Annotated in this window: 18 protein-coding genes and 1 pseudogene; 16 read left to right on the forward strand and 3 right to left on the reverse strand. The window is 71.7% G+C overall.

The annotated features are described in order from the left end of the window. Window positions 1-463: 463 nt before the first annotated feature. Entirely contained in the window at window positions 464-1,087 is a 624-nt protein-coding gene (locus ACQP2P_RS09230; protein WP_433614680.1) for a dihydrofolate reductase family protein, read from the forward strand. Window positions 1,088-2,108: 1,021 nt separating this feature from the next. Here the strand turns inward: ACQP2P_RS09230 and ACQP2P_RS09235 are convergent. Next, the gene (locus ACQP2P_RS09235) at window positions 2,109-3,440 is read right to left on the reverse strand and encodes a GH1 family beta-glucosidase (RefSeq protein WP_433614682.1); all 1,332 of its coding nucleotides are present in this window, start codon (window positions 3,438-3,440) and stop codon (window positions 2,109-2,111) included. 477 nt (window positions 3,441-3,917) lie between these two features. Between ACQP2P_RS09235 and ACQP2P_RS09240 the strand changes: the two genes are divergently transcribed. Together ACQP2P_RS09240 and ACQP2P_RS09245 are read left to right on the forward strand one after the other, a co-directional pair. Further along, complete coding sequence (locus tag ACQP2P_RS09240) at window positions 3,918-5,126, forward strand: hypothetical protein (RefSeq protein WP_433614684.1); 1,209 nt, start codon at window positions 3,918-3,920, stop codon at window positions 5,124-5,126. A 71-nt stretch (window positions 5,127-5,197) separates the two neighbouring features. Beyond that, a complete protein-coding gene (locus ACQP2P_RS09245) occupies window positions 5,198-6,712 on the forward strand; it encodes a PucR family transcriptional regulator (RefSeq protein WP_433614686.1) in 1,515 nt (504 codons plus the stop codon). Window positions 6,713-6,753: 41 nt separating this feature from the next. Here ACQP2P_RS09245 and ACQP2P_RS09250 read toward each other — a convergent pair whose 3' ends face one another. Continuing rightward, complete coding sequence (locus ACQP2P_RS09250; RefSeq protein ID WP_433614688.1) at window positions 6,754-7,773, reverse strand: coiled-coil domain-containing protein; 1,020 nt, start codon at window positions 7,771-7,773, stop codon at window positions 6,754-6,756. A 53-nt stretch (window positions 7,774-7,826) separates the two neighbouring features. Between ACQP2P_RS09250 and ACQP2P_RS09255 the strand changes: the two are divergent. The 7 genes and pseudogenes from ACQP2P_RS09255 to ACQP2P_RS09285 all read left to right on the forward strand — a co-directional run. Then, window positions 7,827-9,089, forward strand: a pseudogene (locus ACQP2P_RS09255) (aspartate aminotransferase family protein); the annotation flags it as partial. Window positions 9,090-9,446: 357 nt separating this feature from the next. Continuing rightward, window positions 9,447-10,442 (forward strand): MurR/RpiR family transcriptional regulator, encoded by a 996-nt coding sequence (locus tag ACQP2P_RS09260; RefSeq protein ID WP_433614690.1) that lies wholly within the window; start codon window positions 9,447-9,449, stop codon window positions 10,440-10,442. A 38-nt stretch (window positions 10,443-10,480) separates the two neighbouring features. Continuing rightward, complete coding sequence (locus tag ACQP2P_RS09265; RefSeq protein ID WP_433619066.1) at window positions 10,481-11,233, forward strand: sugar isomerase domain-containing protein; 753 nt, start codon at window positions 10,481-10,483, stop codon at window positions 11,231-11,233. 22 nt (window positions 11,234-11,255) lie between these two features. Continuing rightward, complete coding sequence (gene ngcE, locus ACQP2P_RS09270; protein WP_433614692.1) at window positions 11,256-12,659, forward strand: N-acetylglucosamine/diacetylchitobiose ABC transporter substrate-binding protein; 1,404 nt, start codon at window positions 11,256-11,258, stop codon at window positions 12,657-12,659. Between the two features lie 30 nt (window positions 12,660-12,689). After that, window positions 12,690-13,631, forward strand: a complete 942-nt coding sequence (locus tag ACQP2P_RS09275) for a carbohydrate ABC transporter permease (protein WP_433085082.1) — start codon at window positions 12,690-12,692, stop codon at window positions 13,629-13,631. A 1-nt stretch (window position 13,632) separates the two neighbouring features. Beyond that, window positions 13,633-14,589, forward strand: a complete 957-nt coding sequence (locus tag ACQP2P_RS09280; protein WP_433614694.1) for a carbohydrate ABC transporter permease — start codon at window positions 13,633-13,635, stop codon at window positions 14,587-14,589. A gap of 64 nt (window positions 14,590-14,653) precedes the next feature. Continuing rightward, a complete protein-coding gene (locus ACQP2P_RS09285; protein WP_433614696.1) occupies window positions 14,654-16,339 on the forward strand; it encodes a bifunctional 3'-5' exonuclease/DNA polymerase in 1,686 nt (561 codons plus the stop codon). Window positions 16,340-16,442: 103 nt separating this feature from the next. Here ACQP2P_RS09285 and ACQP2P_RS09290 read toward each other — a convergent pair whose 3' ends face one another. After that, window positions 16,443-16,940, reverse strand: a complete 498-nt coding sequence (locus ACQP2P_RS09290; protein WP_433614698.1) for an NUDIX domain-containing protein — start codon at window positions 16,938-16,940, stop codon at window positions 16,443-16,445. Window positions 16,941-17,083: 143 nt separating this feature from the next. Between ACQP2P_RS09290 and ACQP2P_RS09295 the strand changes: the two genes are divergently transcribed. From ACQP2P_RS09295 to ACQP2P_RS09320, 6 genes are all read left to right on the forward strand, one after another. After that, window positions 17,084-17,599, forward strand: a complete 516-nt coding sequence (locus tag ACQP2P_RS09295) for a nucleotidyltransferase family protein (protein ID WP_433614699.1) — start codon at window positions 17,084-17,086, stop codon at window positions 17,597-17,599. Between the two features lie 166 nt (window positions 17,600-17,765). Then, the gene (locus ACQP2P_RS09300) at window positions 17,766-18,233 is read left to right on the forward strand and encodes a hypothetical protein (RefSeq protein ID WP_433614700.1); all 468 of its coding nucleotides are present in this window, start codon (window positions 17,766-17,768) and stop codon (window positions 18,231-18,233) included. Continuing rightward, window positions 18,226-19,344 (forward strand): XdhC family protein, encoded by a 1,119-nt coding sequence (locus tag ACQP2P_RS09305; protein WP_433614701.1) that lies wholly within the window; start codon window positions 18,226-18,228, stop codon window positions 19,342-19,344. The genes ACQP2P_RS09300 and ACQP2P_RS09305 overlap by 8 nt, the downstream gene beginning before the upstream one ends. A gap of 486 nt (window positions 19,345-19,830) precedes the next feature. After that, window positions 19,831-20,076 (forward strand): hypothetical protein, encoded by a 246-nt coding sequence (locus tag ACQP2P_RS09310; protein ID WP_433614703.1) that lies wholly within the window; start codon window positions 19,831-19,833, stop codon window positions 20,074-20,076. Window positions 20,077-20,365: 289 nt separating this feature from the next. After that, on the forward strand, window positions 20,366-21,019 hold the full coding sequence (locus tag ACQP2P_RS09315) for an SRPBCC family protein (protein WP_433614705.1): 654 nt from the start codon (window positions 20,366-20,368) through the stop codon (window positions 21,017-21,019). A gap of 77 nt (window positions 21,020-21,096) precedes the next feature. Continuing rightward, complete coding sequence (locus ACQP2P_RS09320) at window positions 21,097-23,349, forward strand: S8 family serine peptidase (protein ID WP_433614707.1); 2,253 nt, start codon at window positions 21,097-21,099, stop codon at window positions 23,347-23,349. Window positions 23,350-23,382: the final 33 nt, after the last annotated feature.

Here is a 23,382-nt window from a genome sequence, read left to right on the forward strand (position 1 = left end):
ACGCTGCCGGGTGCGGTATGCCCCGCAGGCCGGACCACCGGCTACGCCACCCGGGACGACCCAGCTCTCCCACGCCCTCGAACCAAGCCGGCTCGACGCTGACCGGCGGCAGCGATCGGCTCGCGGCAGATGAGGATGTCAAGATCGCTGGTCGGCGACCGATGGGTTCAGGCCGGGGACTGTCGGCAAGGGCTGGGCTCGTCGCTGCTCGGCGGTCCACAGTTGGTCGGTCCTGCCGGGCCGTCGATGTGTAGCTTCCGCAGCGTCGACTGCATCACCCGTTGGTCGCAACGAGGAGACCGTGCGCACGGCGGACCCGGACGGAAGCCGTCATGGTGGCACGCAGAATGGAGGCCGGATCGCGGGTGTGTCCGGATGCAAGCAGCGGCTCCGACGTCTTCACTGCACGAGTGGTGCCGGTCGGCAGGAGCCGTGCCGGCCGGTAACTGAAGGAGCGAGTGAGATGGCCAAGGTTGTCCTGCAAGCCGTGGTTTCGGTGGACGGCTACATCGCCGATTCCGGCGATGCGGCCGGGCCGCTGTTCGACTGGTACGGCAACGGGGACGTCACGGTCCAGGCCAACAGTCAGTGGGCGTTCCGCGTCAGCGGCGCTTCCGCCGACTACGTGAAGCCCTTCTGGGAGGCAGTCAAGGTCACCGTAATCGGCCGGCATCTGTTCGACATGACCGACGGCTGGTCGGGCGTGCCCGCCGCCGGGGACGTCGTCATCGTCGTCACGCACCGGCCGCTGCCCGCCGAGTGGCTTGCCAGGTTTCCTGCAGCACCGTTCCGGACCGCCGGCTCGGTCCAGGCCGGCATCGCGCTGGCCAAGGAAATCGCTGGTGACGGTCTGGTCTGCGTGACCGCCGGCGACGTCGGCGGACAAGCGTTCTCGGCGGGCCTCGTCGACGAGGTCGCGATGGACGTCGCCCCGGTGGTCATGGGTGGGGGAAAACGGTTCTTCGGCAGCCACACCGGCACCGTCCTGCTGAACGACCCGGACATGATCGTCCAGGGCGACCGCGTGCTGCACCTGCACTACACCATCGACCACGACCGGAACCCCGACCTCCGTCATCCGGCATGAAGCAACGCAAGACTCGATCAGCGGCGTGTGCGCGCACCTTCAGCTCATGATCAGACAGATGGCCTGTGATGACCGGATCCACGCTGCGGCCGATCGTCGCTCGGCTTGCGCTGTGGCTCGATCCGGATCGAATCTCCGGCAACCGTTCGCCCAGCACCACGAAGAACACGATCCGCTGCTCCCGGACGATCCGGTTGAACCGCCGGAACCGCGCCGCGTCGGCCGACCCGATCGGCAGACGCACCCGGTGTGGATGCGGCGGATCGGCAACCGAGTGTGCAGTCAACTCCACCCGCTCCACCGGCCGTGCCCCGTCAACCAGCGACCGATCGGGCATCGCCACATGGCCGTCAGCGACCCTCCAAGAGGCCTTCACCGATGCATGATCTCTTGACCTCGGTCGCAAATCCAGCCACCCGGTATTCGCCGTAAGGCGGCGCCGCCTTCCCAACTCCGGATGCGGGTCGCACATTCCGACATGGCCACCCGGCCGCGCCGGGTCCTGCACCTGCATGATCGAGTGCGCTGTCATCGGCAGGACAGGAAGTCTTGGCCTCGCCGCGCTGGTCACCCGCTGTAACGTGCACGTGCCTGCCGCCGCGCACCAACGGCGGCATGTGCGGAAACGTGATCAAGCAGGTGCTATCGGCGGCATGACAGCGCACCTGATCTGATGCGATGGGGTTGGCGGGGGCGCGAGGGCCGGTCGGTGCTCGTCCGCTCTGGCGGAGCACCATCGTGTTCCGCCTGCGTCGAGCAGTGGAGCGGGCCGGACTACCCATCGAGGGCGACGTATGGGAGCCGATGGGTACGCGACGTACTGTCCGCCTCAGTCAGGTCGGTTCGTCGAGCTGCCCGGGCCGACTGGCCGGGCGCCGGGATCTACATGGGCCGGAAGACCAACATCGGCCCGTCGACCGCCCGCCTGCGCACGCCGGGTTGGCGTTCGGGAGGACGCCGCTGAGCACTCAGGTGCTCGCCGTGACACCCGCACCGGCCCTGATGCGCCGGGCGCTGGGGCTCAGACGCCGTTGCGGGCTATGACGGTGCGGTACCAGTCCGCGCTCGCCTTGTGGGTGCGCTTTTGGGTGGCGAAGTCGACGTGCACGATGCCCCAGCGCTGGGTGTAGCCCTCGGCCCATTCGAAGTTGTCCATCAGCGACCAGAGGTGGTAGCTCTCCAGCCGCACGCCCGCCTGGATTGCCCGGTGGGCGGCGGCGAGGTGGTCGCGCAGGAACGTGACTCGGTCCTGGTCCTGCATCGGGTTGGTGGTGGCCATCCCGTTCTCGGTGATGGTCAGCGGCAGGTCGCCGTAGTCCCGCTTGATGCGGGTCAGCAGGTCGAACAGCCCGTTGGGGTCGATCTCCTGCCAGGTCGCCTGCGACGTCGGGTGGAGCATGACCCGGCTGCCCGTGCCGGTCACGTGGGTCGTGCCGTAGTAGTTGACGCCGAGCAGGTCGTTCCGGGCGCCGATGACGGCCGCGTCGCCGTCCTTGATCGCCGCGCGCAGCGGTGCGTCGGCGGGCTGGGTGGCCAGCCAGTCGGCCGGGTAGCGCCCGAGCAGCAGCGGGTCGAGCCAGCGCCGGTTCTCCTCGGCGTCGGCCCTCGTCGCTTGCAGGCGCGCCGCTGCGGAGTCGTCGGCCGGGTAGGTGGGCGACAGGCTCAGGGCCGCGCCGATGCGGCCTTTTCCGGCGGTACCGCGGAAAGCCTGCACCGCGAGGCCGTGCCCGAGCAGCAGGTGGTGCCCGACCACGTTGGCCAGCTGCCGGTCCTGCTTGCCGGGGGCGTGGGTGCCGGCGGTGTAGCCGACGTCCACGACCGTCTTCGGCTCGTTGAGCGTCAGCCAGGTCGGCACCCGGTCACCGAGCGCGGTGAACATGGTGTGGGCGTAGTCGGCGAACCACTTCGCGCAGTCCCGGTTCTCCCAGCCGCCCAGCTCCTGCAGGGCCTGCGGGGTGTCCCAGTGGAACAGCGTCACCACCGGGGCGATCCCGCGCTCCAGCAGCCCGTCGGCGAGCCGGCTGTAGAAGTCGAGTCCCTTGGCGTTGACCGTGCCCCGGCCGGTCGGCAGGACCCTGGGCCAGGCGATCGAGAAGCGGTAGCTGCGCAGGCCGAGGTCCCGCATCAGGTCGAGGTCCCCGGTGAGACGGTGGTAGTGGTCGGCGGCCACGTCGCCGGTGGCCCCCTCGCGGACCCGCCCGGGCCGGTGGCTGAACACGTCCCACACCGACGGGCCGCGCCCGTCCTCGTTCGCGGCGCCTTCGATCTGGTACGCCGACGTGGCCGCACCCCAGCCGAAGCCCTCCGGGAACCGCAGTTCCGGTGCGCCGCTCGGGTTTTGGACCGGCTTCATGGCTGGGTTCTGGCCGGGGGACTGAGTGCCGCCGCGGGCGCAACCGGCTACTGCGCCCACGGCGGCCAAAGTGAGGAGATCTCGCCGTCGCATGCGGCGAAAGTAGCGTGACTCCGGCTATAACCACAAAAATCACCTTGCATAGTGAGGAAGTGACCTTTCGGACGGCTACATGTCGAGGAGGCGCTGTTGCGTTTGGCGAGCGGAGGGCGCGTTCCAGCGACGGCTGGGTGCGGGCGCGTCCGTCGTGGTGAGCTGCATCGACTCCCCGCCCGACATCCAGCTGCTGGTCAACGAGGCCTGCTTCGAGCTGGGCGTGCCATTCGTGACCGGCGGCCTGCAGTACTCGCACCGACCCGCCGGTGGCGGCGGCGACGTACCACACCTTCGAGCTGGCCGACGGGATGCGCACGACCCGGGAGCCGTGGCCGCGGGACCCGGCCTGCGCCCTGTGCGGCCCCGCGGCGGCGGCCTGAGATGCCGTCGCTCACCGAGATCAGGGCCCTGACGCTGGTCGCCGACGGGGACGGCTACGTGGTGGGCAGCCCGCACACGGCCGAGTACGTCGAGGTGCCGCCGCTCGGCGCGCGGATCATCGAGTGGCTGCAGGAGGGCGTGGACGTCGCCGAGTGCGAGCGGCGGGCGGCCGAGGCGGCCGGCGAGCCGGTCGACGTGCCGGGATTCCTGACCACCCTGGCCGGCGAGGGCCTCTTCACCGGGGCGGCCGGCGACGACGGCGCCGACGCGGGCCCCCGCCTGCGACGGCGGCTCGGCGCGGCGCTCTTCCATCCGCTGGCCTGGGCCGTCTACGCCCTGGCCGCCCTCGCGGTGCCGGTGCTGCTCGTCGCGGTGCCGTCGCTGCGCCCGTCCTACCGCGACGGGTTCCCGTTCCAGACCCAGCTGCTGAACCTCGTGGCCGTCAGCGCGCTGGGCATCGCGGCGGCCGCCCTGCACGAGGCCGCCCAGGTGCTCGCCGCCGCCCGGCACGGCCTGCGCAGCCGCCTCGCCGTGACCCGCCGGCTGTACTTCGTCACCTTCCAGGCCGACCTGACCCGCCTGTGGAGCCTGCCGCGGCGGGCGCGCTACGGCCCGCTGCTGGCCGGTGTGGCCTGGGACCTGCTCGTGCTCGCCGCCGCGCTGCTGGCGCAGGCCACGCCGGCCGGCGCGCTCGGCCCGGTGGTCGTGCGGCTGCTGCGGGCGCTGGTGCTGCTGCAGGTCACCGCCCTCGTCGCCCAGCTGCTGGTCTTCATGCGCACCGACGTCTATGCGCTGCTGGTCAACGCGACCGGCTGCAAGACGCTGTGGGCCACGAAGGGCGCGCTGCTGCGGCGCTACCTGCGCCGCGCGACCCCGGCCGACGAGGAGCACCTGGCCGGCACGGCCGCGGGCGAGATCGCGTGGGCGCGGCGGTACCTGTGGCTGTACGTGCCCGGGGTCGCGCTGGCGCTCGGGTACCTCGCGACCTTCGCGGTGCCCGGCACGCTGTACCTCGTGCGGCTCTGCCTGGCCCCGATCCGCACCGGCGGGCTGGGCACGGCGGCGGCCTGGGCGGGCCTGGCCGCGCTGCTCATCGCCGTCGTGCCGTCCCTGCTGGCGCTGCTCGGCGCGGCCCGCAGCGGCCTGCGTGTGCTGCGCACGGCGACGATGCGGCGCCGGGCCCGCCGCCCCGCCGACCAGCCGGCCTGACCGGGCGCACCCGCCCGGCGCGGCGACGGGCGACCTTGTGCGGCGTGCCCGCCGTTGTAGCATCCGCGCTGATGTTTCCGACCGTCCGCGAGGTGCTCGCGCTGGAACCGGTGCGCAACGGCGCCCCGCGCGTCGTGGCGGGCGAGCGCGGGCTCGACGAAGCCGTCCGCTGGGTGCACAGCTCCGAGGTGCCCGACATCGCGACGCTGCTGCGCGGCGGGGAGCTGGTGCTCACCACCGGGATCGGGCTGCCGGCGCACGAGGAGGGGCTGCGGCGCTACATCACCGACCTCGCCGAGGTCGGCGCGTGCGGGCTGGCCGTGGAGCTCGGGCGCCGCTACGCGCGGCGGCTGCCGGCGGTCCTGGTGCGCACGGCCGACACGGTCGGCCTGCCGCTCGTCGAGCTGCACCGCGGGACGCCGTTCGTGGCCATCACCGAGGCCGTGCACTCGATGATCATCGACGCCCAGCTGGCCGAGCTGCGCGCGGCGGAGGAGATCCACCAGCGCTTCACCGACCTCTCCGTCGAGGGCGCCGGGCCGGCCGAGGTCGTCGCGCAGGCCGCGGCCCTGTCCGGGGTGCCCGTGGTGCTGGAGAACCTCTCGCGGCAGGTGCTCGCCTACGACGCGGCCGGCGGCTCGGCGCAGCTGCTGCTGGCCAGCTGGGAGGCGCACTCGCGGGCCATCCGCCCGGCCGGGCGCACCGGCTTCGACCCGGGCTCGGGCTGGCTGGTGACCGCCGTGGGGGCCCGCGGGCAGGACTGGGGCCGGCTGCTCATGCGGGTGCCGTCGGCGCAGGCGCGGTACGTCATCCTCATCGAACGCGCCGCCTCGGCCCTCGCGCTCGGGCGCCTGATCGACCCCGACCCCGAGGGGCCGCAGCGCACCCTGCTCCAGGCGCTGCTCAACCACTCGATGCCGGTCGAGGAGGTGATGCTGCGGGCGCGGGCGCTCGGCGTGCCCCTGGAGCGCCGCGACCTGGTCGGCGTCGTCGTGCGGCCCCACGTCGACGCGCCCCGGATCCTGTCCGAGATGTCGGTGAAGGGGCTGGCGGCCGCGCTCGACGCGAACTCTACGGGCGTGCTCATCGCCGGGGCCACCGACCAGCTGGTCCGCATATTCGCGGAAAAAGTCCAGAAATCGAACCAGGGGGCGATCGTGGCGGCGGGCGACATCGTGTCCACCGCACGGGAGGCGCGCCGATCGCTGCTCGAGGCGGCCCAGGTGGCTGATGCCGTGCGGCATCCGGCACCCGGGGTCGTGCGCCTGGCCGACGTGGGCCTGGCCGGGCTGCTGCACATGCTGCGCGACGAGCCGCGGCTGCAGACCTTCGTGGAGCGCGAGCTCGGCCCGCTGCTGGCCTACGACGCCCGCAACCCGCGCGAGCAGCTGCTGGAGGTGCTGCGGGTGTACCTCGAGTGCGGCCGCAACAAGTCCGCCGCGGCCGAGCACAGCCACCTGTCGAGGCCCGCGTTCTACGAGCGGCTCGCGCGCATCAGCAAGGTCTCCGGCGCCGACCTCGACTCGGTGCAGGCATGCCTGTCCCTGCACGTGGCCCTGCTGGCCCTGGACGCGCTGCGCAGCTGACCGGGGCAAGAGGCTTCCAGGGGCTTCCAGGGGCGCCGCGGCTACTGCATCGAGATGTGCACGTGGTTGTAGTGGTCGCCGGCCGGGGTGCCGTCGCCGCCGTAGGACTTCCAGCCGCTGCTCGGCTGCCAGATCCGTTTGTACCAGATCACGTACTTGATGCCGAGGTTCTTCGCGTTCGCCAGCGCCCACGCGGCGAGGTTGTCGCCGTAGGTCTTGTCCGCCCCGGTCGCCCGCGCGTTGACGAACGTCGAGGCGTTCGCGGAGAAGTCGCACGCCTTGCCGAGCGGGTGGTCGCCGCCCCCGCCGCTGCGGTAGCACGACGTGTAGTGCGTGAACCCGGCCTTGCGGGCCTCGTTGTACATGTTCGTCGTGCGCGGCGACTGGCACCCGGAGGTGGTCGGATCGTCGCCGGTGCAGCCCTCCTTCGGGTAGGACCCGTCGGAGTTGCGCGCCACCGGGTTCGTGGTGACCTTGCCGCCCGCCGGGGCGCCCGAGCTGACGTCCGCCCCGCCGCCGGCCTTGCGCAGCGCGTCCTCGGCGGCCTTCTTGTTGGCCTCCATGATCTTCAGCTGCGCCTGCTGGTTGGCCACGGCCGCGTCGACGTCCTTGCGCTGCTGCTCGAGCCGGCGCTGGGTCTCGGCGATCTCGTGCAGCTGTTTGTTCTCCTGCTGCAGCATGTACTCGACGGTGACCATGTTGTGCAGCATGTCCTCGGGGTTGTCGGCCCCGATGACGACGTTGGCGATGCTGGCCCGGTTGCCGCGGTACGCCGCGTTGGCGATCGTCCCCGCGGAGGCCTGCAGCTCGCCGAGGCGCGCCTGGCTCTTGGCCATCTGCTCGCCGATGGCGGCCTGGTCGGCCGTGGACTTGTCCAGCCGGCCCTTGGCGTCGTTGTACTCGGCCGTCGCCTTGTCCAGGGCCTGACGCACGGTGAGGTTCTGACCGCCGTCCTCGTCCGCGCCGGGTGTCGGTTCCGCCAGTGCGGCGCTACCGAACGTGGTCACCAGAACCAGCGCGGTGACCAGGAGGGTGAGGAGCCGTCTCGGTGCCATCGACATCGCGGCACAGCATATCGAAGCGACCTGAAAACGCCAGCGCGAGAATGGACCCCATGGACGACCTCCTCACCCGGCACCGGCGGGTCATGCCCGGCTGGATGCCCGTGTACTACGACGAGCCCCTCGAACTCGTCACCGGCAAGGGTTCTCGCGTCACGGACAGTAACGGAAGAACATATCTCGACTTCTTCGGCGGGGTTCTCACCAACTCGCTCGGCTACGACCTGCCGGAGGTGCGCGAGGCGGTCGAGCGGCAGCTGGCGACCGGGCTGGTGCACACCTCCACGCTGTACCTGATCCGCCAGCAGGTCGAGCTGGCCGAGAAGATCGCCCGGCTCTCCGGCATCCCCGACGCGCGGGTCTTCTTCACCAACTCCGGCACCGAGGCGAACGAGGCCGCGCTGCAGGTCGCGACGAACACCCGCGGCAGCAACAGCATCCTGGCCGTGCGCAACAGCTACCACGGCCGCACGGCGGCGACGATCGCGGTGACCGGCAACCGGGCCTGGTCGGCGTCGGCGTACAGCCCGTACAACGTGAGCTACCTGCACTCCGGCGACCGGCTGCGGGGGCTGCTGCGGGGGATGAGCGACGAGCGGTACCTCGAGGCGGCCGAGGAGGACCTCCGCGAGGTCCTCGCGACCACGACCGCCGGCCCGGTCGCCTGCCTCATCGCCGAGCCGATCCAGGGCGTCGGCGGGTTCACGCACGGGCCGGACAAGCTCATGGCCGTCTGGCAGCGGGTCCTCGACGAGCACGGCATCCTGCTGATCTCGGACGAGGTGCAGACCGGCTGGGGCCGCACCGGCGAGCACTTCTGGGGCTACCAGGCCCACGGCGTCACGCCCGACCTGCTCACCTTCGCCAAGGGCATCGGCAACGGCTTCGCCCTGGCCGGCGTCGTCGGGCGCGCGGAGGTGCTCGAGTCGGTGCAGGGCATCTCGTTCTCGACCTTCGGCGGCAACCCGATCTCCACGGCGGCCGGCAACGCGGTGCTCGACTACATCCTCGACCACGACCTGCAGGCCAACGCGGCGCGCGTGGGAGCGCTCCTGCTCGACGGCCTGCGCGCGGTCGAGAGCCCGATCGTCGCCGAGGTGCGGGGCAAGGGGCTCATGATCGGCATCGAGCTGACCAGCGCGGCGGCGACCGCGGCGGTCTTCGAGTCCTGCAAGCGCGACGGGCTGCTGGTCGGCAAGGGCGGCCTCTACGGCACCGTGATCCGGATGGGCCCGCCGCTGAACCTCACCGAGGCCGACGCGCGCGAAGGTTTGGAAATTCTGACCAGGGCTCTCGTCGAGCACGGGAGCGTTGCGATCTTAGAACGCCCAGGTCAACCTGATGTTTCTCGGTCGGGCCGAACCATCCCAAGCGGGTTGGTTCGGCCTTTTCCCTGAAAACCGGCAGATTCGGGCCGACCGGGCCACGTAACAAATCGGGCATAAATCCGGCCCGCCACTGCCCCCGCAACGGTCTCAGGTGGTCTGCTTGGGCGAGCGCCGGACGCCCGCGTCTCAAGATCGAGATCTACTCTGAGCTGGCCTTTTAGGTCCTCTTAAGATCCACTTCACAGGTAACAGTTTGAAAACTTCGCCCAACTCCTTGACAAGAAGGGGGCCTCAGTAAGAACTTTTACCACTAACAGTTAAGGAACCTTGCTGAAAGGGAGCGCGATGGTGTCTCGCGAGGAGCTCACGACGGTGGTGCCGACCGCCGTCAGTGCCTCGCCGCCGGCATCCGCTCCGACCTCGCCCGCCCCGGTCGACGGATTCGCCGCCGGCGGTAACGGCGAGAGCGTCCTGGTCCGCGTCCGCGCCGGGCTCCCCGAGCTCACCGGGGCCCTGCAGCGCGTGGCCGAGCTGATCCTCGCCGACCCCGCCGCCGCGGCCCGCTCGACCATCGTCGAGCTCGCCGAGCGCTCCGGCACCTCGCCCGCCACCGTGACCCGCTTCTGCCGGGCACTGGGCTTCGTCGGCTACGCCGACCTGCGGCTGGCCATCGCCGGCGAGACCGGCCGGGCCGCCCGCACCGGCGGCTGGACGATGGACATCGGCCGCGAGATCCAGCCGACCGACCCGCTGGAGCGGGTGCTCGGCCAGATCATGGCCGCCGACACCCAGGCGATGCACGACACCGCCTCCCTGCTGGACCTCGGCGAGGTCGAGCGGGCCGCGGACGCCATCGCCCGCGCCGACCGGGTCGACATCTACGGCGCGAGCGGCAGCGCGCTGGTCGGCGGGGAGATGCAGTTCTGCCTGCACCGCATCGGCATCGCCGCCTGGGCCTGGACCGACGTGCACAACGGCCTGGCCAGCGCGGCGCTGCTCAAGGGCGGCGACGTGGCCCTCGGCGTCTCGCACAGCGGCCAGACCCGCGAGACGATCGAGATGATCGCCGAGGCGAGCAGCCGGGGCGCGACGACGATCGCGCTGACCAGCTTCCCGCGCTCGCCGCTGGCCGAGGTCGCCGACATCGTCCTGCTCACCGCGACGCAGGCGACCACCTTCCGGCCGGACGCCCTCTCGGCCCGGCACCCGCAGCTCGTGGTGCTCGACCTGCTGTACATCGCGGTCGCCCAGCGCACCCACGAGCGCGCCCACGCAGCGTTCTCCGTCACGGCCCAGGCGGTCGCCGGCCATCGGTCGGCCTCCGGAAAGGACGCGTCGTGACCACACTCCAGGACGCTCGCGCGGGAAAGGGCGACGGGATGGCCGTCACCGCTCACGGTTACGTCTCCGCGATCCAGTCGGTCATCGACCGGATCGCCTCCACCCAGGCCGACAACGTCAGCAAGGCGGCGGAGCACATCGCCGGCTCGCTGCGCGCCGGCGGCCTCCTCCAGGCGTTCGGCACGGGACACTCCGAGGCGGTGGCGGTGGATTTCGCCGGCCGCGCCGGAGGCCTCGTGCCGACGAACAAGATCCTCCTGCGGGACCTCGTCGTCTACGGCGGGGAGGACCCGAAGATCCTCGAGAACGAGAAGCTGGAGCGCGATCCGAAGATCGCGGCCCGGCTCTACGAGATCGCCGCGCCACGTCCCGAGGACGTGTTCGTGATGGCCTCGCAGTCGGGGATCAACGGGGGGATCGTCGAAATGGCGCTGCTGATCAAGCAGCGCGGGCACAAGTTGATCGCCATCACATCGGTCGAGCACACCGTCCGGGTGTCCCCCAGGCACCCCTCGGGTCAGCGGCTCGCCGACATTGCCGACGTCGTGCTGGACAACGGCGCGCCGTACGGCGACGCACTGCTGTCGCTGGATAGCGGCGGCGCGGTCTGCCCGGTCTCATCGGTCACCAACGCGCTGCTCGCGCAGCTGGTGGTCGCCGAGGTCGTGCGACGCATCGAGGCTGCGGGCGAGGTGGCTCCCGTCTACCTGTCCGCAAACGTCCCCGGCGGGGACGAGCACAACCACACCCTCGAGTCGCGGTACGCCGGGCGTGTCCGGCGAACCGCCTGACCCGAACCGAGGAGACCCCCTAATGTCCAATGAACTGACTCGTCGTACCGTCCTGCGGCGCGCGGCTGCGGCGGGCCTGCTCGCCACCCCCGCCGCCGGGCTGCTCGCCGCCTGCGCCGGCTCGGACGCCTCGTCCGACAAGGGCAGCGACACCGGGACCAAGTCGGCCGACAACCCGTTCGGCGTCAAGGACGGCAGCACCGTCAAGGTCGTCGTCTTCGACGGTGGCCTGGGCACCGAATACGCGAAGAAGGACGTGCAGATCTTCAACGCGAAGCACGCCAACATCACGGTGAACCAGAGCGCCACCCAGAAGATCAAGACGCAGGAGCAGCCGAAGATGGCTACCACTCCGAGCGACCTGATCAACAACTCGGGTGCCGACATCATGGACACCAGCACGCTGATCAACGAGAACGCGATCCAGCCGCTGGACGACCTGCTCGACGCCCCGACCTGGGACGGCTCCGGCAAGATCCGCGACTCGCTGCTGCCGGGCACGATCAACGACGGCAGCTACAACGGCAAGTTCTACACGCTCAAGTACGCCTACACGGTGTGGGGCATGTGGTACAACGCCGCCCTGTTCGAGAAGAACAGCTGGACCGCGCCGAAGACCTGGGACGAGTTCTTCACCCTCGCCCCGAAGATCAAGGCCGCCGGCATCGCGCCGTTCGTCTACGACGGCGTGCACGGCTACTACCCGCGCTGGCACGTCATGGCCACCGTGTGGAACGCGGCCGGCAAGCAGGCCGTCGTCGACATCGACAACCTCAAGCCGGACGCCTGGAAGGCCGCGGGCATCCTCGAGGGCCTGCAGAACATCGAGAAGATGGTCAAGGACCAGCTGATCCTGGCCGGCAGCCAGGGCCTCAACCACACCCAGTCGCAGCAGGCGCACCTCGACGGCAAGGCCGCCTTCATCCAGGTCGGCACCTGGTACAAGAACGAGATGGCCAAGACCCTGCCGCCGGACTTCAAGCTGACCCTCGCCAACTACTGGGACGTCGCCGGCGCGAAGGCGCCCGGTGCGGTCTTCGCCGGTGCCGGCGAGGACTGGGTCGTCCCGGCCAAGGCCGAGAACGCGGCCGGCGCGAAGGAGTACCTGCGCGCGATGCTGTCCACCGAGGGCGCGGGCGCCTTCGCCTCGCTGACCAAGTCCCTGGCGTCGGTCAAGGGCTCGGGCGACAAGGTGGACGACTCGGCGCTGGCGAGCGCGAACACGCTCATGAAGAGCGCGCCCGCCGACCTGATCTCCTTCCGCTTCCCGGACTTCTACGCCGACTACGGCAAGGAGAGCGAGAACCTCTGCGAGGACCTCATGGCCGGTCGCGTCGACGCCGCCGGGTTCGTGAGCAAGATGCAGGCGGCCGCGGACAAGATCGCCAAGGACCCGAACATCAAGAAGCAGACCCGCACCAACTGACCCCGTTTCCCGGTTAGGTAGTGACTGATCATGCGGCACGGTAAAGCGCGGTTCGTGACGGGCTTCCTCGCCCTACCGGTACTGCTCTTCGCGTTCTACGTGGTGTGGCCGTTCGCCCAGGCGGTGGGGTACTCGTTCACCGATTGGGGCGGCTACTCGGACAAGCAGAACTTCGTCGGCGTGGACAACTACGTCCGGCTGTTCAAGGACGAGCTTGTGCACAAGGCCTTCTGGCACAACGTGTTCTTCCTCGTCACCGTGCCGCTGTTCACGATCGCGCTGGCCTTGTTCTTCGCGTTCCTGCTCAATGTGGGCGGACGCGGAGACAAGGCCGGCATCCGGGGTGTGTTCGGGTCCAGCGTCTACAAGGTCATCTTCTTCTTCCCGCAGGTGCTGTCGCTGGTCCTCATCGCGGTCATGTGGCAGCAGATCTACCGCACCGACGATCAGGGGCTGCTCAACGGCCTGCTCATCAAGTTCGGCCTGCTCGACCCCCAGCACCCCAACCTGTTCGTCGCCGACCCCACCCCGATCCTCGGCATCCCCGCCGTGCTCTGGTGGCTGCTGCTCATCGCGGTCTGGAGCGGCGTCGGCTTCTACATGGTGCTCTTCTCGGCCGCCATGCAGGGCATCCCGAAGGACATCTACGAGGCGGCGCTGCTCGACGGCGCCGGCCGGGTGCACACCTTCATGCGGATCACCCTGCCCCTGCTGCGCGACAACATCTCGGTCGCCTGGGTCTACCTGGGCATCACCGCCCTGGACATGTTCGCCCTGGTCTACGTCATGACCCCCAGCCAGGGCGGCCCCGACCACGCCTCCGAGATCTTCGCCTCGGTGATTCAGTTCACCGCCTTCAACCGCGGTCAGTTCGGTTACGCGTGCGCCCTCGGTGTCGCGCTCGCCATCTTCACGATGCTGATCGCCGCCCTCCAGCTGCGGATCACCCGCCGCGAACGAATCGAGTTCTGACATGGCTGACGTGGTGGTGAACGACAGGCGCACGGCCTCCCGCGGCGGTGGTTCGCGCCGCGCGGTACCGAAGGCCGCGCCGGAGCTGGCCAAGATCGGCGACAAGGTGTTCGGGGGCTTCTCCCACCTGTTCCTGATCGTGTGGGCCGTGATGGTCGTCTACCCGATCCTGTGGGTGGTGATCTCGTCCTTCAAGGAGGACAAGTACATCATCAAGGAGCCGCTCTCCCTGAACCCGCACGCGCTGCAGTGGGACAACTTCTCCCGCGCGTGGACCAAGGGCGGGCTGGGCGAGTTCTTCTTCAACACCGTGATCGTCGTCGGCGGCGGCGTGATCCTCACGATGCTGCTGGGCTCGATGGCCGCCTACGTGCTGGCCCGCTACGAGTTCCCGGGCAACCGGGCGATCTACTTCCTGTTCCTGTCGGGCCTGACGCTGCCGGTGTACCTCGCCGTCGTGCCGCTGTACAAGGGCGTCTTCAACTCCGGCGTGTCGTTCCCGCTGCTCGGCCTGAACTCCCGGTTCATGCTCATCCTCGTGTACGTCGCCTGGTCGCTGTCGTTCACGATCTTCTTCATGCACTCGTTCTTCCGCACGCTGCCGACCTCGGTCGCCGAGGCGGCGCTGGTGGACGGGGCCTCGCACAGCACGCTGTTCTTCCGCGTGATGCTGCCGATGGCCAAGCCGGGCCTGATCTCGATCGGCATCTTCAACGTGCTGGGCCAGTGGAACCAGTGGTACCTGCCGACCGTGCTCATGCAGGACACCACCGGCGCCGGCAAGGTCCACGAGGTGCTGGCCCAGGGCCTGATCAGCCTGTCGGTGCAGCAGGGCTACAAGTCCGACTGGTCGGGCCTGTTCGCCGGTCTCACGATGGCCATGCTGCCCGTGCTCATCGTCTACATCGCGTTCCAGCGGCAGGTGCAGGCCGGCCTCACCGGCGGCATCTCCAAGTAACCCGAGCCCGCGCGGCCCCGGCGCTTCCACGAGCAGTACCGGGGCCGTGCGATGTAATGACCGGATGCTCGTCGCGCTCTCGCCCTCCGGCACCGGCGGCCTCCTGCGGCCGCTGGCCGACGACGGCACGCCCACCGGCGCCGAGCAGCACGTCCAGGACCTGGCGGGGGCGGTCGCTCGAGTCGAGTCACGCGATCGCCCCCGCTGGCTCTGGGCATCCACCGCCGAGGTCTACCCGCGCCTGGTGCGCGCGGGCGTGCGCGTCGAACGCTGCCACGATCTCGAGCTCGCCGAGGCGCTCCTGCTCGGCGCGGAGGGCGCCTGGGGCCAGCCGCGCACGCTCGCCGCGGCGAGCGCCCGCCTGGCGGGACGGCCGGTGCCGCCCGACCCGCCGGCGCGGGCGGCCGAGCCACCCGGACTGTCACAGGATTCGCTCTTCGACGCCTTCGACGCGGCGGCGGTACCGCTGGAAGAGCTGACGGCCGTCTATCGGGCGCAACGGCGCCGGGTCGAGGCGCTGCCGGAGCTCGGCTCCGCACACGCCCTCGCGCCCCGGGCGGGCGGCATGCGCACCCTGATCGCCGCCGAGTCCGCGGGCGCCCTCGTCGCCGTCGAGATGGGCCTGGCCGGCCTGCCCTGGCGCGCCGACGTCCACGACGCCCTGCTGCGCGAGCTGCTCGGCCCGCCCTCCCCGGTCGGCGGCCCGCCCGCGCGCCTGGCCGAGCTCGGCGTGCGCCTCAACGAGGCCCTCGGCCAGCGCGTCCACCCCGACTCCCCGGCCGAGCTGCTGCGCGCCTTCGCCCGGGCCGGCATCATGCTGCGCAGCACCCGCAAGTGGGAGCTGGAGCACGTCGAGCACCCGGCGGTGCCGATCCTGCTGGAGTACAAGGAGCTCTACCGCCTCTGGACGGCGCACGGGTGGAGCTGGCTCGAGCAGTGGGTCACGGGCGGGCGGTTCCGCGCCGAGTACATCCCGGGCGGCGTCGTCTCCGGCCGCTGGGCGACCCGCGGCGGCGGCGCCCTGCAGATCCCCCGGACCGTGCGCCGGGCCGTGGTCGCCGACCCGGGCTGGGCGTTCGTGGTCGCCGACGCCGGCCAGCTCGAGCCGCGGGTCCTCGCCGCCGTCTCCGGCGACCGGCGCCTGGCCCGCGCGGGCGCGGCCGGGGACCTCTACGCGGCACTGGCCGCCGAGGCGTTCGGCGGCGACCGGATGAAGGGCAAGCTCGCGCTGCTCGGCGCGATGTACGGCCAGACCGGCGGCAGCGCCGCGCCCGCGCTCGCCGCCCTGCGCCGCTTCTACCCGGTGGCCTGGGACCTCGTGGAGGAGGCGGCCCGCACCGGCGAGGCGGGGGGCCTGGTGCGCACCTGGCTCGGCCGCACCTGCCCACCGGCGTCGGTGACCTGGCGGGAGGGGTTCGACGAGCCCGGGGCCGAGGTCGAGTCCCGCGGCGGGGCCAGGGGCCGGGCCCGGGGCCGGTTCACGCGCAACTTCGTCATCCAGGGCACCGCCGCCGAGTGGGCCCTCGTGCTGCTGGCCCGCCTGCGCGCGGCGCTCGCCGGGCGCCGGGCGGAGCTGGTGTTCTTCCAGCACGACGAGGTCATCGTGCACTGCCCGCGCGAGGAGGCCGAGGCGGTCTCGGCCGCCGTGCACACCGCGGGGGAGGAGGCCCGGCGCCTGCTGTTCGGCGACACCGAGGTGCGGTTCCCCCTGGACGTGTCGATCGTCGACTGCTACTTCGACGCGAAGTAGGCGGCCGGTGTGTCTGCCCTTGGACGTGTCGATCGTCGACTGCTACTTCGACGCGAAGTAGGCGGCCGGCGTGTCTGCCCTTGGACGTGCCGATCGCCGACCGCTACTTCGACGCGAAGTAGGCGGCCAGCATGTCGGTGTGGGTGGAGAAGCAGAGCGGCCGCGGGCCGAGGGCGATCTCGAAGCCGAGCGACTCCTCCGTCCGCGTCGAGGCGGGCAGGTCGGCGAGGGGGCGCGGCGGCAGCAGCCCGAAGACGATGAGGTTCCCGCTCGGCACGCTGTGCACGTCGAACAGCCGCACGTCGGCCGCGTCCGCGAGGATCGTGGTCTCCTCGCGCAGCTCGCGCACGGCCGCCTCCTGCCAGGACTCGCCGACCTCGATGAACCCGCCCGGCAGCGCGAGCTCGCCGCGCATCGGCTCGATGTCGCGGCGCACCACCACGATGCCGCGCCCCTGGCCGGTGTCGACGGGTAGCAGCGTCACCGCGACCGGCAGCGGATTGCGCCAGGTGGTCTCGCCGCACGCGGCACAGACCCGCGGCCAGGGCGCCCCTTGCGGATAGGCGGCGCCGCAGTACGAACAGTGATCGTGGAGGGCCATGAGCATGGAGCCTATCGAGCGCGTACTAATCTGATCCGAATCGGTGCTGAAACCGTCGGACGTAGGAGAGCCCGCTGAGCGCGATTGCCGGACTCGTACTCGCCGCAGGTGGTGGCCGCCGGTATGGCGGTCCCAAGGCCCTCGTGCGCCACGAGGACGGCCACCTGCTGGTCGAACGCGCCGTCGCCACCCTGCGCGACGGCGGCTGCACACGCATCTGGGTCGTCCTGGGCGCCGAGTCCGCCCGGGTCCGCGCCGAGGCGTCCCTGGGCGACGTGACGCTGCTGGACAACCCGGCGTGGAAGAGCGGCATGGGCTCGTCCCTGCGCGTCGGGCTGGCCGCCCTGGCGGAGACCGACGCCGAGGCCGTGATGGTCCTGCTCGTCGACACCCCCGGCATCGGCCCGGACGCGGTGGCCCGCCTGCTGGACGCGGCCCCGTCCGGCCCCGGCGCCCTGCTGACCGCGACGTACAAGGGCAAGCGGGGCCACCCGGTGATCCTCGGCCGCGGCCACTGGCCGGGCGTGACCACCCTGGCCACGGCGGACGTGGGCGCGCGGGCCTACCTGGTGGCCCACGCGGACCAGGTCCAGGGCGTGCCGTGCGAGGACATCGCCGACGACACCGACCTCGACGTGCCGGCCGAAGCGGAGGAGTGACCGCCTCCGCCGCCGGTGCTGACGGCGGCCCCTGGGTCGGTGCTGACGGTAGGCCCCGTAGCCGCATTTTCCGTGACCGTGATCGCGCTGTCACCCGGCGTGACGGATCGGCGGCTCCGGAGTCGATTGACTTCCGGCCGGCGGGACGGAGGGGCATAGTTGGGGCGTGCCGGACTTCGCGTCGCCGGCCGCTTCCGCGGCGCGCCTGGCCGACGCGGGTCACCTGACCGAAGAGGGGCCTGCGATGGCGGGCTTCCTCGCGCTGCGCCCGCACCGTCGCCGCCCGGCCGCATGCGACGTCTGGGCTCGCTCGCGCCGTCGCCGTTCGGACGTGCTCGTCGTCCGGGTGAGTCCGGGCGCTGAGCGGCCCGGGTTCGCGCGGGGCGCCGGTGGCCTCGTTGCCGCTCGCCTGCGGGTCCGCGCCCTTGTCGTCGCTGTCGTCGTCGCCGCTGCCGCTGCCGCTGTCGTCGTCGCTGCCGTCGCCATCGCTGTCGTCGCTGTCACTGTCGCCGCCGCTCGCCCTCGTTTCCGCGCTTCTTTCGCCGCTCGCCCGCACGCCCGCGCCCTCGTCGCGGGCCGGGTGGTCGCGGCGCTGGAGGGGCGGTCGTGGACCCTGGAGGCTCGCCGTGCGTGAGGTGCTCGACGATCTGCTGGGCTGGTGGCGCTCGGGCGAGCCGGTCGGCATGGCCACCGTGGTGCGCACCTGGCACAGCTCGCCCCGGCCGCCCGGCGCGACGATGCTCGCCGGCCCCGACGGCACCGTGGTCGGCAGCGTGTCCGGCGGCTGCGTCGAGGCCGCGGTCTACGAGCTCGCCCGCGAGGTGGTGGGGTCCGGCGTGCCGGTCGTCCAGCGATACGGGGTCAGCGACGACGATGCCTTCGCCGTCGGACTCACCTGTGGCGGCACCGTCGAGCTGCTCGTCGAGCCCGTCGACCGCGCGCGGTTCCCGGAGCTGGAGCGCGTGGCGCACGCGATCGAGCGGCGCGACCCGGTCGCCGTGGTGTCCATCGTGGAGGGTCCCCCGCAGCGCATCGGCCGGCGGCTCGTCGTCTGGCCGGAGTCGTACGACGGCACCCTCGGCTCGCAGCGCTTGGACGCCGCGGTCACCGACGACGCGCGCGGGCTGCTCGCGGCCGGGCGCACCGACACCCTGCGCTACGGGCCCGACGGCGAGCGCCGCGGCGAGGGCCTGACGGTGTTCGTGGCCTCGTTCGCCCCGCCCGCGCGCATGCTCGTCTTCGGCGCGACCGACTTCGCGGCCTCGGTCGCGCGGATCGGCGGCTTCCTGGGCTACCACGTGACGGTCTGCGACGCCCGGCCGGTCTTCGCGACCTCGAAGCGCTTCCCGGGCGCGGACGAGGTGATCGTCGACTGGCCGCATCGGTACCTCCAGGGCGAGATCGACGCCGGCCGCCTCGACGGCCGCACGGTCGTGTGCGTGCTCACCCACGATCCGAAGTTCGACGTGCCGGTGCTGCGGGTGGCGCTGCGCCGTGAGTTCGCGTACGTCGGTGCCATGGGCTCCCGCCGCACCCACGAGGACCGCTTGGCCCGCCTGCGGGAGGCCGGGGTGAGCGCGGCCGAGCTCGCGCGGCTCTCGTCGCCGATCGGCCTGGACCTGGGCGCGCGTACGCCGGAGGAGACCGCGGTGAGCATCGCGGCCGAGATCGTCGCCGGGCGCTGGGGCGGCGGTGGAGCGCGGCTCACCACCACGGCGGGCCGCATCCACCACGACACGGTGTGAGCCACCTCCCGCGTCGCCTCGTCCTCCCGCCCCCGTCTCCCCGCCCCGCCCCGTCTCGCCGTGCGTAGCCCCGTCCGCCTCGCGTTGCCCCGTCTCGCCCCGCCCCGAGTCGCCGGTCCGCCTCGCGCGTTGCCGGTCCGACTCGCGTTGCCCCGCCCCGCCGCGAGGTCCCGGCCGCCGTGTCGGCCCGCGGCCCGGCGCTGGGGAAAGCCCACGACCCGGCTGGGGAAAGCCCACGACCCGCCGGTCCGCCTCGCGCGTTGCCGGTCCGACTCGCGTTGCCCCGCCCCGCCGCGAGGTCCCGGCCGCCGTGTCGGCCCGCGGCCCGGCGCCGGGGAAAGCCCACGACCCCGCCGGCATCGCGAATGCCCATGTGCCCATGTGCCCGATCGGCCGGTTGCCGCCGGGTTGCCGCCGAGGAGTGCAACGGATTCGGTCCGCAGGGCCGGTACCGAAGCGCACCCCGGCCCCCGTATCGTCCTGCGAATGCTCGCGACCATGCTCGCCGCCGCGGTGATCGCCGGCGTCTACGTGCTGCTGATCGCCCGGCACCTGCACAAGGCCGCCGCGACCGGCCGCCCGCACCGCCGCCTGGCCGGCGCCGAGCGCGCCGCCGCCGCGCGCCTGCTCAACGGCGACCTCGACCGCGCCGGCTACCGCGCCGAGCTGGAGATGCTCGCCGCGCTGGACGCTGCCGGGCGTCCGCTGGTGGTGCCAGCGGCGGAGCGCTAGCCGCACAGGCACTGCCGCCGGCGGCGGGCCCGACCGCGCCGCGCCGGACGTCCGCACCGGGCTCCAGGCGCACAGACGGCCGTCGACGACGCCGCCGCCGAGCGCCCGCCGGTGGTGCCGCGCGGCGCAGCGGCTGCTCGGCGGCGACCTCGAACCGCGCCGCGCGGGATGCCGGCGGGAGCGCACCAGCCGCACGGGTCGCCCGCCGTAGGGGTGGTCCGCCGGGCGCTCGGCGTCCGGGGTGACTACCGTCGAGATGGCCCGCCTGACTCGGCCGGGCCGTCGACCTATGGAGGTAGGGCCCGTGCACCTGGAGAACACCTTCACCGTGCCCGTCCCGGTCGAGCGGGCCTGGGCGGCGCTGTCGCACATCGAGCGGATCGCGCCCTGCGTGCCCGGCGCGACGCTCACCGCGGCCGAGGGCGACGACTTCACCGGCACCGTCGAGGTCGGGCTCGGCCCGGCCGGCCTGACGTTCACGGGGTCCGGGACGTTCGTCGAGCGCGACGAGGCCGCCCGGCGCGTGGTGATCAGCGCGTCCGGGGCCGACGGCGACGGGGGCACCGCCCGGGCCCTGGTGACCGCGGCCCTGGTCGCGGAGGGTGACGGGACCCGGGTGCACGTGTCGGCCGACCTCGACCTCACGGGCGAGGCCGCGCACGTCGACCCCGGGCTCGTCGGCGACGCCGGCGAACGGCTGATCGGCCGGCTCGCGGACTGCCTGGCCGCGAAGCAGCCGTCCGCCCCCTCGCCGCTCGTGGCCGTCGACGACGCCCGCGCGGGGGAGCCCATGGCGCCGGTGCGGCCCGACGCGGAGCCGGTCGACCCGCTCGCCGTCCCGGGCGTGGGCCTGCTGGTGCGCCGCGCGGTGCCGTACGTGGTCACGGCGGCGACGAGTTTCGCGGTGGTGCTCGGCATCATCTGGTGGATCCGCCGCCGCTGAGCGGTCTTGATCCACACCGGCGGTTCATCCGATAAGGTGACGTTGAGTTACCATTCGATGACCAAAGGTGATGGCGCATGATCGGCATCGAAAGACGGCGCCGCCTCGGCACCCTGGCGGTCGCGGCGGCCGCCGTGATCGCTCCAGGGTTGCCGGCGAACGCCGCGCCCCCCATGGGAACCGTGTTCAACGCGGCCGTGGCGGGGGAGTCCAACGGATACGTGGTCATGCTGAAGACGCCGCCGGGCGCGCAGAGCGCCGGGCAGGCGAAGGCGGCGGTCGCGGACGCCGCCGGCAAGATCGCCCAGCAGGTCGGGGGCGACGTCCGCGAGCAGTACAGCACGGCCGTGCGCGGCTTCGCGATCGACAACATCGACGACGCCAAGGCCAGGCAGATCGCGGCCGACGCGGGCGTGCTCAGCGTCGAGAAGAACATCATGCTGCACGCCGACGCGACCCAGCCCTCGCCGCCGTGGGGCCTGGACCGCATCGACACGCACGCGAACGCTGCCGACACCACGTACACGTATCCGAACGCGGCCCCGGACATCACCGCGTACGTCCTGGACTCCGGCATCCGCATCACGCACAACGACTTCGGCGGCCGGGCCGGCTACGGGCGCAACTTCGTCGACCGGGCGAAGAACTACTACTACAACCCGGACAACGCCAACAACAGCAACGACCCGAACAACGCCAACGACTGCGACGGCCACGGCACGCACGTCGCCGGCACGATCGGCGGCGCCACCTACGGCGTGGCGAAGCAGATCACGCTGAAGGCCGTGCGCGTGCTCGACTGCAGCGGCAACGGCTATCTGTCCGAGGTCGTGGGCGGCATCGACTGGATCACCGCGAACGCGCAGCACCCGGCGGTGGTCAACATGAGCCTCGGCTCCGACAGCCCGACGATCGTGCTCGACGCGGCCCTGAAGCGCTCCATCGGCTCCGGGCTGACCTGGTCGGTCGCGGCCGGCAACGGCGACGAGAACGGCAACCCGACCAACACCTGCAACAACTCGCCCGGCAACGTCGCCGAGGCGATCGTGGTCGGCGCGTCGACGATCGAGGACAAGCCGGTGCCCTGGTCCGACTACGGCCCCTGCGTGGACCTCTACGCGCCCGGCGTCGGCATCACCTCGGACTGGAAGGACAGCGACTCGGCGACCAGGTCGCTGGACGGCACCTCGATGGCCTCGCCGCACGTCACGGGCGCGGCCGCGCTGATCCTGCAGGCCCACCAGGACTACAACCCGGCCCAGGTGCGCAACGCACTGGTGCAGGGCTCCTCGGTCGGCGTGCTGAACATGTCGTCGTACCCGGCGTACGCCCGCAACGGCACGCCGAACCGGCTGCTGTTCGTCCGCCAGACCGACCCGGTGCGCCCGGTGGGCAGGCCGCAGAGCCTCTACAACCCGAAGTTCGGCACGACCGAGGTGTACGCGCGCTCGGCGGACTCGAACAAGCTCATGTACGCGTACTGGTCCGCGGACTGGTCGGGCTGGATGGACCTCGGCGGCACGATCCAGGGCGACCCGGCGGTGCTGTACAACCCGAGGTTCGGCACGACCGAGGTGTACGCGCGGCTGTCGAACAACCATCTCGGCTACCGCTACTTCTCCGGCGGCTGGTCGCCGTGGATCGACCTCGGCGGCTCCCTCGCGGGGAACCCGGCGGTCATCTACAACCCGACGTACGGCACGACCGAGGTGTACGCCCGCACGTCGGCGAACTCGCTGGCCTACGTGTACTACGCCGGCGGCTGGTCGGGCTGGACGGACCTGGGCGGGGCGCTCACCGGCGATCCCGGGGTGCTCTACAACCCGAAGTTCGGCACCACGGAGGCGTACGCGGTGACCGGCGGTGGCCTGGCCTACGTCTACTACCTCGGCGGCTGGTCGGGGTGGACGGGCCTGGGCGGCTCGGTGCAGGGCACGCCGGCGGTGCTCTACAACCCGAAGTACGGCACGACCGAGGTGTACCTGCGTACGTCGGGCAACCAGCTGTCCTACGTCTACTACCTCGGCGGCTGGAGCGGCTGGACCGGCCTCGGCGGCACCCTGGACCAGGACCCGGGGGTGGTCTACAACCGGTCCTCGGGCACCACCGAGGTCTACGTGCACACGACCGGCAGCGAGCTGCAGTACGTGTACTACCTCGGCGGCTGGTCGGGCTGGAACAACCTCGGCGGCAGCAACACCGGCGCCCCGTCGGTGCTGTACAACCCGCGGTTCGGCACCACCGAGGCGTACACCCTGGCCCAGGACGGGCACACGTACTACAAGTACTACGCCGGCGGGTGGTCGACGTACGTCGACGTGACCCCGTGATCCAGGCATGTGACGCAGACCTGTGACGCAGAC

Origin of the sequence: Dactylosporangium sp. CA-139114 (genome assembly GCF_050955725.1) — a bacterium.
In the GTDB taxonomy this organism is placed as follows: Bacteria; Actinomycetota; Actinomycetes; order Mycobacteriales; family Micromonosporaceae; genus Dactylosporangium.